Origin of the sequence: Streptomyces sp. NPDC086549 (assembly GCF_044746205.1) — a bacterium.
GTDB lineage: Bacteria > Actinomycetota > Actinomycetes > Streptomycetales > Streptomycetaceae > Streptomyces.
Map to the genome: position 1 here is coordinate 455259 of NZ_JBIVBS010000004.1, position 12297 is coordinate 467555.

Sequence of the window (12297 nt, forward strand, 5' to 3'; positions counted from 1 at the left end):
AGGTGAGCGTGGTCGGGTGGTCCTCGCCCAAGGCCCGTAGGCAATCAGTGAGGGCCTGTTGGTACAGGGGGATGGCCCGGTCGAGGTCTCCCGCCTTCCGGTACGCGTACGCGAGGTTGTTGCGGGAGGTGAGCGTGGTCGGGTGGTCCTCGCCCAAGGCCCGTAGGCAATCAGTGAGGGCCTGTTGGTACAGGGGGATGGCCCGGTCGAGGTCTCCCGCCGCGTGGTACGCGTACGCGAGGTTGTTGCGGGAGGTGAGCGTGGTCGGGTGGTCCTCGCCCAAGTCCCGTAGGCAATCAGTGAGGGCCTGTTGGTACAGGGGGATGGCCCGGTCGAGGTCTCCCGCCTCCTGGTAGGCGCCCGCGAGGTTGTTGCGGGAGGCAAGCGTGTCGGGGTGGTCCTCGCCCAGCACTCGTACGCGGTTGGTGAGGTTCCGTTCGTACAGGGGGATGGCCCGGTCGAGGTCTCCCGCCTCCCGGTAGGCGCCCGCGAGGTTGTTGCGGGAGGTGAGGGTGGAGGGGTGGTCCTCGCCCAGCACCCGTACGCGGTTGGTGAGGTTCTGTTCGTACAGCGGGATGGCGCGGCCGAGGTTCCCCGCCGCGTGGTAGGCGTACGCAAGGAGGTGGCGGGAGGCCAGCGTGGAGGGGTGGTCGGGGCCGTGGAGGCGGGTGGAGATGGTCAGTGAGCGCTTGTTGTAGTTGACGGCCTGGGTGATCTGGCCTTGGCCTTGCAGGTAGACGGCGGTTTTGGTCAGGAGGAGGTCGGTGTCTTCGGTGTCGTGGGCGGGGGCGGCGGCGGTGAGGAGAGCTTCAGCATGAGGAAGCAGGGTGCGCCAGGCGGGCCATCCGGCCACATTTGTCTCTGGTTTGTCGGGTAGTGCGGTGCGTAAGAGGACTGTGGCGTGGTGGCGGGCGCTGGTGATGGTGTCGTGGGTTCGGTGGGGGTCGGCGTCGTCTGTCGTGGTGGGGTCGGGGGTGCGGGCGACGGTCTGGACAAGGCGGTGGACGCTGAGGGTGTCGGCGTCCAGGGTGATCATGCTGTAGGCGGCGAGCTGGCCGAGGGCTTGGGCGTAGCTGACGGGGCTGTCGGTCAGGGGGGCAAGGAGGGTGCGGGGGATGGCGCTGGGGGCATACCAGGCGGCGGTGCGCAAGATGTCGACGGCCTGCGGGGTATCGCGGTGGAGGGCGTCGAGGGTGATGCGCCAGATGCGGGCCATGGTGCGCTGGGGGTCGCTGCCCGCGGGAGCGGTGCTGATGGTCTGAGCCGGGTGCTGGCGGAGCAGGTCCCGGTAAGCGCTGACGGAGATGCGGCTTTGGGCGATAAAGGCGCCGGCTTGTTCGAGCGCGAGGGGGAGGTGTCCGAGGTCGTCGGTGAGCAGGCGGGCGTGGTGCTGGTTGTCGGGGTCGGTCAGGCTGGTGAGCCGGGTGAGCAGGTCGAGTGAGGCGGCCGAGGTGAGGAGGGGAAGAGCGAGAGGGGCAGTAGGCCAGCCGTCCGCGAAGCGGCTGGTGATCAGGTGACGTCCGGCGTGGTGGAGCTGGCCTATCAGGTGGCGGGTGGTGTCGGGCCGCTCAGCGTTGTCGAGAACGAGGAGCCAGCCGGGGTGGGTCTGGAGCCATCCGATGGCCCACTCCGCGTCCTCGGCGGTGGTGCGGCCGGTGGCGCCGCCATGGATGCGGGTGGTCAGGCTGGCAAGGTCGGTGGTGATCTGCTCAGTGGTGTCGGCGCGAATCCACCACACCAGTTGGTAGGAGTTCCGGTGAGTGTGGGCGTAGTGCAGGGCCAGTGTGGTCTTGCCGACACCGCCGAGTCCCTGGACGGTCTGCGTGATTGCTTTGGAGCCCTGCTCCATCTCGGCGGCGAGGGTGGCGAGGGCTTCTTCCCGGCCGACGAAGACTTTGGGGGGAAGGCTGGGGAGGTTGTGCAGGCCAAGGGGCGCAGCCACGTCGTAAGGACCTGAGGGGTGGTGATCGCCGCTCGTGGAGGTGGTGATGTCTTCGAGGGACAGTGGGTTGCCTGCGGCTTTGATGGTGCTCGTGAAGCCGGGGCGTGCGGCGAGGGTGGCCAGGGGAACGGCAATGAGTTGGTTGCCGGGGTAGTTCCTGGCGCGGTCGGTGGTCAGGACTCCGGTCAGCAGGTTTCCGCAGAAGAGTGCGCTTCCGGAGGCCCCGGACCAGGACGATGATGCACCAGCCGCAGTGGGGGTGGCGACCTGGTCGATGTGGGCGGTGATCAGGCCGGACTTCAGGCCGCTCAGCGTCTCAATGTGGCCGCGGATGTGCTTTGTGTCGCGCTTTCCGTCCCGTTGCTCGGCCTCCGGGAATCCCACTGCGACACAGGTAATGCGTGCTTCGGCGGTACCAGGAGAGGGTGCGGGCAGGCGTCCCCAACGCAACGGTGCGGCAGAGGCGGGAGGTTGCCAGGCTGAGTCGGTGATGAGTAGCAGGGCGGCATCGGTGTGCGGATCCTGCTCAATGTCGGGTGGTTGCTCCGGCCACAGCACCTCCGCTGCCATCCACGAGGCCGGCTCTTCTCCGTGCCGAGCGAGCCGCCGTACCTCCACCGCACGTTCGGAGGAGGATCCCGCCTGCTGGATGTTGTGATAGGCCGTCAGGACCAAGCGATCTGTGATGAGGTAGCCGCTTCCGGCAACCTGGCCTGTCGGGTCCCAGACCTCCACCACCTGTTGCACGTCCACCTACGGACCCCCGTTCTTTGCATCTCAGCAAGCGCGTGCCAATACGGGTGGGCTACTGGGGGCGTTGGGTGGTGTGGGCGCCGATGTTCTGGTCCTGGCCGTGTTCGTCGACCGGCTGCAAGGTGATTTTCAGCCGGGATGTGGTGCCCGCCGCGTATCCGGCTTTCACCTCGGCACTGGCGCTCCAGGGCAGGATGGACACCTTCGCACCGGCATGAGCGTCCTTCTTGACGTCCACGGCGAACTCCATCTCCACCGGACCGGTGCGGAACTGGATCGTGTGTCCGTGGCCCTCGGTCATGGCCTGCTCCAGTTCGGCCCGGATCGCGCTGATGGCCTCGGACAGTCCCGCCCACGGTTCCTGCGACATGAGTGGCTTCCCCCTGCTCTGCTGAGGTGACGTCAGGCGGGCAGCGTAACGGCTACCAAGCAGCGAAATGCCCCGGAATGACGAACTGCCTCATTCCCAGGGTCCGACCGCATGACCAGCAGCGCAACCGGCGTCGCCGTCCCTGCATAACGACGCCCGACCGGACTCCGAGGCTGCCGCCAACTTGGAGCGCGCACCCTTCTCTGGAGCCCTGCGACGCGCGCAAGCGACGCTGCGGGAGTCCTCGGTCAAGCCATGCTCATGCGGTAATAACTTCGCTGGTCAGGGGGTTGGATGAGGCTGTCCCCTGCACCCCGGCCTCGTTCCGCGCCATGGGACCTCGGTACGGTCGGGGTCGTGTCCGGTGCACGTCGGGGTTGGTCACCCGCGTCGGCTGGCATGCGTCCTGCTGGATGATCGCCGGTCGTGGACTGATCGGCGCGCGGTACGCTCTCGGCCATGTCGGAGGTAGGGCGAAGACTGGTGCGCGTCTTCTGGGCCGTGGACCGCTTCCTGGGTGGCGAACGCCCGCCCACACGTACACAGAAGTTCGCGGCCCGGCATCCGGTCCTCCTGGCGCTGCTGACGGGGACGTTGTGGGCCGCCTACTTCTTGTTTCTCCCAGGAGTGCAGCAGTCGGACTTCGTCATCGCTCCGGTCGGTGGCTTCCTGCTCGGTGGGATCCTCGGACTCACGGCGTTGTACGAGAGGTTCCGACAGCGCCGCCTGCGTCGACTGGGACTGTGGGACGGTTCATGACGGACTCCGTCGCCCTTGGAGCGGTTCCAGGGGACACATGAAAGTGCAGGCTCGTCGGGACTGGGGCAGGCGGCGGACGAGTAACCGCCGCTCGCACCCGGAGCCTGAACCAACTCCGTGGCCGCCGCTCCTCAGCCGGGAGCCACGGACCTTCATCTGGCATCAATCGTTGGCCGCCCTGTGACTGTTTTCGGTCAACCCTGGTTCACACCGCAATAGTGCGCTGCCTTGAGAACCGAGTACGGCCCTTCGTCGGATCCGGCTCACCCGCTGATCCACGTGCGGAGGCTCGTACTGTCAACCAGTTTGGCGTATTGAAAATCATATCCATGTGGTCGATGAGTGCGTTTCCAGCACATGCAGTCGCTATCGGTCGTAGCATCCCTCTCGGTTGCGTCTATCCCGGGGGTGGCACATGGTGTCGGATTACAGTGGGTTTGATCTCGTCCGTGCTGTACAGGCTGTGCGTGACGATCTTGTAGCCGCGGCGCATGCTGGATTGAACGAGCAGGTTGTTTTCGAAGTCGGCGATATCCAGATGGAGTTCGCAGTCGAGTTCCGCGAGGATTCTACAGTGAAAGGTGGAATCAAGGCATGGGTGGTTTCCATGGATGCCGACTCCACTGCCACTGCTGCGCGGACACATAAAATCTCCTTCACTTTGACAGCGAAAAAAGCATCCGATGGCAGCGGATGGCTAATCGCAAATGAAGAGGAGGGTGACACCGGAGGGTTTGGTGTTCCGGCTTCTGTGAATTCTTGACTTGCGCGTTCTGATCAGGACCGACTGTGGCCAACTATGAAGACCGCATGGTGGCGGTTCTCGCAGCACGTCAGGGCAGTGGAATTCTGCTGACGCCGAAACTTGTACTCACGAGCGCGCATGTAATTGGAGATGCGCAGCGGGTAAGAGCAATATCACCTTACGCGGATAAGTCGATCCAATGTGATGTTATCTGGGTAGGTGCTGAATCGGAGTGTGACGCTGCTTTACTGCGAGCCGATCACGATCTGATCGGCACTGCGATTGCCGAAAGCCTGCCGGCCTTGCGCTGGGGACGCGTTGCGACTCGGACACCGCTAAGGGGCTGTCAAATATTCGGTTTCCCAGCGGTGCAACGCTACGATGGCAATCAGTTGGAATGCGAGCAAGTGACGGGGACCGTAAAGACCGCAGCTGGTCTTCTACGGAGAGTTTATGTCCTCGACATCGACCACACTCCTCCGTCGGAGGTTGGAGGTGGCTCGCCATGGGCCGGCTTGTCGGGCGCTCCCCTATTTGCGGGCCCTGTTCTTATTGGCATAGTAGCGAGAGATCCTGCGAACCGACAGCATGGCAGAATCGAAGCTGTACCTATTGACCGAATCCTCAGCGTGAAAGAACTGGCATCTGACCTATCCTTGCTCTGGAAAACGGCTCCGGGCTTGGAAGACCTGACCAGTTCACATCCCGACGACGCCAACTACGAGGAGCAGTACGCAAAGGCAATCAGAGCTCGCTACAGGCGAACTGAGATATTCGGGCTCGATGAACTTACTAGTAACGACAGTAATTGGGACCTAGATGCCGCATATTTGAGTCTTGAGGCTGAGATCGTAGAGCCAGGACGATTGGAGGTAGCGGAAGCTCGCACCGTCCCAGCTACGGCCGAGAGGCGCGTCATAGACGAACTTCTGGCCAGGTACCCAAAGATTGTAGTAAGAGGCGAAGCGGGCGCAGGCAAGACAACTTTGGTTTGGTGGCTAGCATCGCACGCCGCATGTGGGACCCTAAAAGGTAGCTTGGCCTGCCTAAACGGACTAGTTCCGTTTGTTGTTCCTATGCGCAATCTGGCGGACCAGGACTTTCCGAGGCCTGCTGACCTACCTCGAGTGACAAGGCTTCCTTTGGATGAGGCACCGTCAGGATGGGCCGGCCGAGTACTTGATGCGGGGCGCGCTGTTCTGTTGATCGACGGCCTTGACGAGGTGACGCAGGACAAGCGGGAAAAGGCAAGGAGGTGGCTTTCGGACTTGCTGCGTATGTATCCGAAATCTCGTTGCATTTCCACGGTCAGGCCACTTGCTGTAGAACGGGACTGGCTCCAATCCGAAGGGTTCCGAGAAACACGTCTGCTCCCAATGCGAGACCTAGAAATTCGTAAGTTTGTCACCGCGTGGCATGCCGCTGCATGTTTGGAACAGAACGCTCATGCTGATCAGGAAGAACTCGCCGCCCAAAATGCGCATCTAGACGAGCTGAAGAATGAGCTACTAAGAGAACTCTTTCGTAATGAGGCGTTGCGCGACCTCGCCCGAGTACCGCTCCTCTGTGCCGTAATCTGTGCGCTTCACCGTCGGCGTCGCGGTGTTCTCCCTCAGACGCGATGGGAATTGTATCGAGCAGCACTGACAATGCTACTCGGCGAGCGGGATTCTCGGCGTAGCATTACAGCCCCTGAGGGTATAACCCTGAGCTTTGAAGAACATCAGCAACTACTTCAGCGGGTCGCGATTTGGCTTGTCAGAAATAGTCGCTCCGAACTCTCGTCAGAGCAAGCCTTCAGGCAGATATCAATAGCTCTTGAGGGAATGCCGCAGGTGAGGGATCAGGGTTCACCCAAAACCGTCTTCACTCATCTGCTCAATCGAACCGGATTGCTGCAGGAACTGTCTAGTGATTCCATTCAATTTATCCATAGGACTTTTCAGGACTACCTTGCCGCCAAGGAATTTGTAGAAAATGACAGTCTGAACGAACTAGTTATGCATGCGGACGATGAGGCATGGCAGGATGTTATTAAGATGGCAGTTGGCCACTGTAACCGGCCCGATAGTCGACGCCTCATACAAGACCTGCTGCGGGTAGGGGAGAAGTTCGCCAGGGCGCGTAGCCAGCGAGACGCATTCATTTTGGCGGCGATCTGTGCCAACAGTGCAATTTTCCTAGAGGATTCAGTACGAACCGGTGTTTGGGAGAAGATTGCTTCTCTGATGCCGCCGCGAAGTCATCGCGATGCTGTTCAGTTCGGACGGCTTGGTCCCGCTGTGCTGGGAATGCTGCCAGGTCCCGACGGCTTGGATCCGGCAAGTGCTGCAGCAGTTGTCGTGACTGCCGGAGAAATCCGGGGAAAGAATGCATTGACGCTAATTAAGAAATTTGCGACGCATTCAAGTATCCAGGTTCGGCGGAATATAGTGGAAGTTTGGAATGAATTCCCTATCGAGGAGTTCGCTGTCGAGGTTTTGTCCTCGATGTCGTTGAGTGATGTTCACCTGACCCTTGAGAATAGTCAACAGTTCGATAGCCTTACGCATCTCTCAGGCGTGTGCAATCTGCGATGCGTCGGAGACTGGGACGAGGATTTTCTTCTTGAGAAAACCAGCTCCCTTGATGTGCGCGAACTGATATTTCATGAGAATACGACGTTGCGTGACCTTGGGTTTCTGCATGCGTATCCGAACCTGCATGCCCTGTGGCTGCGTGGATGTACGAACGTAGGGAGCCTCTCTGCACTTGCAGGAACTCAGTTGAGTTTCCTGAATCTCGTGCATGCGCATAGTGAAGTGGATATTTCTGTCCTGCCAGAATTGCCAAATCTGCGCTCGCTAAGTATCAACACAAAGCTACCATGGCCAGACTTTCGACAGGCTCCTCCCGTTGAGCAAGTTGAGAGCCTATGGCTTGGTGCGGGGATGAATCAGAAAGTTTCTTTGCGCGGCATAGATCGCTGGACTCGTCTGCAGGAAGTCCGTCTGATGGGGAATTGGGCTACTGAGGAGGTTTTGCATCTTTGCTCGGTGAGGGACCTGGAAGAACTCGATGCTCCTTTCAGGTCTGTAGAAGACTTGGATGGCCTCACTTTCCCTCATTTGAAAATGCTTACTCTTCGCTGCCCTCGGCATGTATCTGTGGCTCCCATCCTGAGGGGCTTCCCTGGCTTGCGTCGACTAATATTGCAACATATCAGGGATGACGGAGTCGTTGACTTCCTTGGCGTGCAGTTCCGGGCCGATCTAAGGATTCAACTGCGCGGTTTTAGTGAACGGTTGAACCTGCAGGATGACGTCGCTGGGATGCTTAGGCTAGGTGGAATTCAAGCCTGAAACCTCAAGGTTGCTCTGCGTGGCCTCGACGGTGCTCCTCAGTATTGGCCAAGTTGACTCGTCGTAGCATTACATCTCTTCGTCGGGCACCTACGCCACTAACTCAGCGCGGCTTCTCGCTGAGCGGGAAGGCGAAATGGTAGATCTGTGGTGACTAGGAAAGTCCTGTGCTCTACCCCTTGATCCAGACGCGGGCGTGCCTTTTTCCCCGGCCTGGACGGTGCGTCGGGCGGACTGGGCGATAGGCAGGCCCCGCACCTTGTAGGAAGCGGGGCCTGGGCATGTAGGAGCCGACTCAGAATGGAAGCTCGGGTCTGGCGGTGCCTCGCTTGATGGTCATGATCTGTTCGTGGAATTCGCGGGTGGCGCCCTCGCGTGGATATCGGGAGCGCAGTTCCTTGTCCAGCTCGTCAGCGACTAAAAGCAGGGACGGGAGGGACTTACGGTCGGCTTCCAGGGCCGTTGTGCCCATGCCGATGGCTTCTTCGATATCACCGGTGCGGGCCGCGGCGACTCCGAGGGTGAGGCGGGCTTCTGCGGCGCGCATGGGGGAGATCTCAGTTCCGTCGGGGCCGGTGCTGATGTGGATCACCGAACGAGCGTGGGCGGCGGCGCGTTCGTCGTCTCCGAGGAGGCGGTAGGCGTCCATCTCGTAGAAGTCCCACTTGTCGGGGTCGATGATGAAGTGGTGTTCCGGGTGGTCGGGGCGGGGGAGTCGGTCCAGGCGGGCGCGGCCGGCATCCAGGGAATCGCGGACCAGGCGGGCGTCTCCCATGCGGGCGGCGGCGCGGGCCTTGTGGGCGTAGAGCTGGACGCCGACGGAGTGTGTCTGGTCCGAGGCGTGTCCGGCTTCAACGGCGTTGAGCATGTCTTGCCAACGGCTCTGGGTGAGGGCGAACCATGCCTCGATCTCCCATGCCCAGGCCATGATTTCGCCGTGTCCGGCCTCCTGCCCGATGCGGAGTGCGGCGGCTTTGCTGAGGTTGGCGGCTTCGCGCTGGCCCCGGTCGTATTGGACGCATGCGTTCAGCAGGAAGAGCCATCCGGCGTCGACGAGTAGTTCCCGGTGCTGGCGGAGGGTCATCCGGCCTTCGAGCTGCTTGGTGACGTACTGCAGGCCGTTCCGCGTGCGCTCGTGCAGGTAGTCGGCATTGGCGTACGGGTAGGCGCGGGCCAACTGGTCGATGCCGTCTTCGATCGACTCCAGGGCCGCGCTGTTGATGCTGGACATCTCGGTGCGCCGTAGCATCTCGGCGATGTCCCAGAGACCTGCGCCGCCCTGCGCGATCAGGGCGCTCGGATCCTCCAGCTCGGTTGCCTTGGCTGGTTGATCCAGCTCCCAGGGGCGCGGGGCGACCCCGGCGAGATGACCGGGGATCCGTAGGCCGTCCACCACTTCAAGGATCTTGCGGAACTGCGTGATCCGCGGGCGAACGCCCTTGCCGTCGGTGTCGGGCCGGGCCATCTTGCCGATGTGCTCGGGCTTGTAGCCGACGGCCTCGGCGATCTTGGCGTAGCTGATGTTTCCGTGGATCTTGGCGAGTCTGAAGACCTCGCCGAAGTCGTGGTTGGCGATCGCCGACCGCACGTCTGCGCGTTCCAGAACGTGAGGCGGGAGAGCTGCCGGTGTCGGTGCAGCTACGGTCATCTCACTTCCCCATCGTGATTGACCAAACGTCTCTTCTGGTTCGTTCTTCTCTTTCGATCGTCGCGCCCTGTCCGTCTGGCGAGTCTACCCAGGGGATTTCCCAAGTGGAGGGGCCCAAGTGGTCCCAGGGAGTGCCCCATTGGCCCGGGGGTCCCCAAGAGGGGGGTCCCCAAGAGGGGGGAGCGACTGCCGGGGTAGGGGGTGCAACCTGAGGCACCCTGCCGGGAGGGCCTCGGCAGACGTGATCGGGGACGGTGGGCGTGTCATGAACGCGAGGGAATCGCGGCGGCATGAACACGTAATGAGTGAGTTAGATGCCTTCAGCCACTGGTACGCGGCTCCGGACCCTTCCACGGGTGGGCGCTACCTGGCCTTGACGCTTTTTGCCGAGTTCCACGAGACGGCGCGCGTCGCCCGGGACATGACGGCCAAGTTCCTGCGGGACGCGGGTGCGAGCGCGGTCGTCGATGATGCCCGGCTGGCCGTGTCGGAGCTGGTCGGGAATGTAGTGAACCATGCGGTACCTGAGCGCTGCCTGGCTCGTCCGGGCGCCTGTCGGCGCATCGACGTGACCTTCAAGATGTGGCCGAAGTGGCTGTTCATCGGCGTCACGGATGAGGACTCCACGCCCCCGCTGCTTCCCCTTGGCGACACCTTCTCGCCGGGGCTGATGGGTGAGTTGTCGGAAGCGGTTCTCCCGGACAGCGGTCGCGGGCTGTTGATCGTCCAGCGGTTGGCGACGGCCGTCTGGTGGACACCGGAAGACAACGGCGGCAAGACGGTGTGGTGCCGCTTTGATCTGGACGACGGGGCCTGACTCGACCCGTCCTGATGATCTCCGGGCTTGTCGCCCTTGCGTCGCGCACTCGGGCGGGAGCGGCAGCCGGGGACCGGGGGTGATCCTCCGGTGATCGGGGCGTGGCTCCTCGGGACTGTCCGCCGGGATCCCCACCCGGCCCCAGGGGCCACGCCTCACAACCTCATACCGAGACCGGACCACCCCCGCGCCTGGCAGCAACCGGGGTGGTCCGGCAGGGGACACAGCGATCCCCGGTGCCTGATGGTACCGGGGTCGTTGTGCTGCGTATTCGCCCCGGTTCAAAGACAGTTGACGATCTGTTACCAGAGCGGGAGTGACACGGTGACTGGCGCGGGTGATGAGTGGCTCGGCGACGGCCTAGGCATGGCGGGCGGGGACCTCGGTCTGTGGGTGTCCGGTGTGGACTACGTCGCGGGATGGCGTGAGGCGCGGGAGGCTGCCGACCGGCTCAACCGCGCGTTTCTGGGTGCGGGCTTCGAGCTGTCGGAGGTACGGGCCGTCGCCTCGACGTACGACGACGGGCGTGGGGTCGTGCGCTTCGTGGGCTGGCCCGGTGCCATAGTCCGGCTTGCCGCGCTCCTGGCGGCACGCGCGGACGGCGACGGTGGCGCGCGATGAGGGGTGTTTTCACTGGTGAGGGGCGCGCGTGGGTACGTCGCCGGCCGGAGAGACTTTGGGCTGGAGCTGCCATGGGGCGAGTGAGCAGGGGGCCCTACGCTGGCCCGGCGAATCGGGCAGGCAGTTGCCCTGCCCGCGGTTGTGCCCGATGGGCCCCCTGTTCTTCGAGGCTCGCCCCATGGGAGCTGCGTAAAGTCTCGGAGGCCGTCGACCCCCAGCCGCGTGGGCTCCGGTCCGCGGCGGCCGGTCGTCGCCTCGACTCCTCGGGCGTCCTGCGGTCTGGGGCGCCCGGCGACCGGACGGGACCGGCGGTCACGCCGCACGCCCGGCCGGGGCGGCCGGGCGTCCCGGCGCGCCGTAGGCGCGCCCTTGAGGAAGTGAAGACGTATTCGACACGTGGCCGCAGGCGTTCAGGCGCGGGTGCGTCGGGTGGGCTGCTTGTCGGCGGTGATCCGGTAGGCGAGTTCGGCACGGTCCGCGCCGAAGCGAAGCTCTTCGAGGATCAGGGGGCGGTCGTCGGTGCCGTGCGCGACGCGGGCCACGTGCAGGACCGGTGTCGCGTCCGGGAGCTGGAGGGTGGTCCGTTCGTCGGGCAGCGGCATGTGCGCGCGTACTGTCTCGGTCCACGACAAGGCGCGACCGTCCTGGGTGAGCAGCCGGTAGATCGCGGCCGGGCGCTTGCAGGGCTCCTCGGCAAGCAGCGGGACCGCTTCGGCGACCTCGAAGGGGATCAGGGTGCGGTGCATCGCCCGTGTCCCCGTGTTGGGATCCACAAGCAGCCGGTCACAGCCGAACAGCGCCTCTTCCTCGTCGAGTCGCAGGAGTCGGCCGGTGGCCTTGGTGGTGCGGGTGCGGTAGGTGTTCGGCTCCTCGGCCTCCTGCCAGATGTCGCCGTTGGGCATGACGAACCGGCCGTCGCTGGTGCGGCTGATGCGGCGCTCGATGGTAAGGGCGGGCTGTCCGTCGGAGCGTACGAAGCTGCCCTTGCCGTGCCGGACATCGATCAACCCCTCCGCGCGCAGGGCTGCGATGGCGTTGCGGACAGTCGGGCGCGATACCCCGTAGCGGGCCATGAGCTGGGCTTCGGATGGAAGCAGGGAGTCGGGCGCGAACTCGCCGGACAGGATCGCTTCGCGGATCGCGGCGGCCACCTGCTGGTAGAGGGCTCCGGGGCGCTGGATCTCTGACATCTCGGCATCTCCGGGTGAGGTCGTAGGCACGTCGCACGCGCGACATCACTCGTCAGCATAAGTAGTTGCGCATCTGCCGTACAGGACTTCATAGTCATAACTCGTTAGGAC

9 protein-coding genes are annotated in these 12297 nt (G+C 63.3%); 5 read left to right on the forward strand and 4 right to left on the reverse strand.

Features of this window, described 5'->3' with window-relative positions; all coding sequences use genetic code 11:
• Together ACIPSA_RS17000 and ACIPSA_RS17005 are read right to left on the reverse strand one after the other, a co-directional pair.
• Positions 1 to 2695, reverse strand: a 2695-nt coding sequence (locus ACIPSA_RS17000) for a tetratricopeptide repeat protein (RefSeq protein ID WP_402634919.1), incomplete at its 3' end; no start/stop codon positions are given.
• 52 nt (positions 2696 to 2747) lie between these two features.
• Positions 2748 to 3065: a trypco2 family protein gene (locus ACIPSA_RS17005; protein WP_402634921.1), complete on the reverse strand. Its 318-nt coding sequence runs from the start codon at positions 3063 to 3065 to the stop codon at positions 2748 to 2750.
• Positions 3066 to 3524: 459 nt separating this feature from the next.
• Between ACIPSA_RS17005 and ACIPSA_RS17010 the strand changes: the two genes are divergently transcribed.
• The 3 genes from ACIPSA_RS17010 (at position 3525) to ACIPSA_RS17020 (ending at position 7910) form a co-directional block, all read left to right on the forward strand.
• Positions 3525 to 3824 (forward strand): hypothetical protein, encoded by a 300-nt coding sequence (locus ACIPSA_RS17010; RefSeq protein WP_402634924.1) that lies wholly within the window; start codon positions 3525 to 3527, stop codon positions 3822 to 3824.
• Between the two features lie 415 nt (positions 3825 to 4239).
• The gene (locus ACIPSA_RS17015; RefSeq protein WP_402634927.1) at positions 4240 to 4587 is read left to right on the forward strand and encodes a trypco2 family protein; all 348 of its coding nucleotides are present in this window, start codon (positions 4240 to 4242) and stop codon (positions 4585 to 4587) included.
• 47 nt (positions 4588 to 4634) lie between these two features.
• Positions 4635 to 7910: an NACHT domain-containing protein gene (locus ACIPSA_RS17020; protein ID WP_402635447.1), complete on the forward strand. Its 3276-nt coding sequence runs from the start codon at positions 4635 to 4637 to the stop codon at positions 7908 to 7910.
• Between the two features lie 295 nt (positions 7911 to 8205).
• Here the strand turns inward: ACIPSA_RS17020 and ACIPSA_RS17025 are convergent, their stop codons facing one another.
• Entirely contained in the window at positions 8206 to 9498 is a 1293-nt protein-coding gene (locus tag ACIPSA_RS17025) for a tetratricopeptide repeat protein (protein WP_402634930.1), read from the reverse strand.
• A 325-nt stretch (positions 9499 to 9823) separates the two neighbouring features.
• On the opposite strand from ACIPSA_RS17025, the gene ACIPSA_RS17030 reads away from it, so the two are divergent.
• Complete coding sequence (locus ACIPSA_RS17030; RefSeq protein ID WP_402634933.1) at positions 9824 to 10375, forward strand: ATP-binding protein; 552 nt, start codon at positions 9824 to 9826, stop codon at positions 10373 to 10375.
• 324 nt (positions 10376 to 10699) lie between these two features.
• Complete coding sequence (locus ACIPSA_RS17035) at positions 10700 to 10996, forward strand: hypothetical protein (protein ID WP_402634936.1); 297 nt, start codon at positions 10700 to 10702, stop codon at positions 10994 to 10996.
• Positions 10997 to 11406: 410 nt separating this feature from the next.
• On the opposite strand, the gene ACIPSA_RS17040 is transcribed toward ACIPSA_RS17035, so the two are convergent.
• Positions 11407 to 12186 (reverse strand): GntR family transcriptional regulator, encoded by a 780-nt coding sequence (locus ACIPSA_RS17040; RefSeq protein WP_402634938.1) that lies wholly within the window; start codon positions 12184 to 12186, stop codon positions 11407 to 11409.
• Between the last annotated feature and the right edge of the window lie 111 nt (positions 12187 to 12297).

Excerpts from the sequence above, each read along its gene's own strand:
- ACIPSA_RS17020 (WP_402635447.1), top strand. The coding sequence starts at position 4,635 with ATGGTGGCGGTTCTCGCAGCACGTCAGGGCAGTGGAATTCTGCTGACG.
- ACIPSA_RS17005 (WP_402634921.1), bottom strand. The coding sequence starts at position 3,065 with ATGTCGCAGGAACCGTGGGCGGGACTGTCCGAGGCCATCAGCGCGATC.
- ACIPSA_RS17030 (WP_402634933.1), top strand. The coding sequence starts at position 9,824 with ATGAACGCGAGGGAATCGCGGCGGCATGAACACGTAATGAGTGAGTTA.
- ACIPSA_RS17040 (WP_402634938.1), bottom strand. The coding sequence starts at position 12,186 with ATGTCAGAGATCCAGCGCCCCGGAGCCCTCTACCAGCAGGTGGCCGCC.
- ACIPSA_RS17010 (WP_402634924.1), top strand. The coding sequence starts at position 3,525 with ATGTCGGAGGTAGGGCGAAGACTGGTGCGCGTCTTCTGGGCCGTGGAC.
- ACIPSA_RS17015 (WP_402634927.1), top strand. The coding sequence starts at position 4,240 with ATGGTGTCGGATTACAGTGGGTTTGATCTCGTCCGTGCTGTACAGGCT.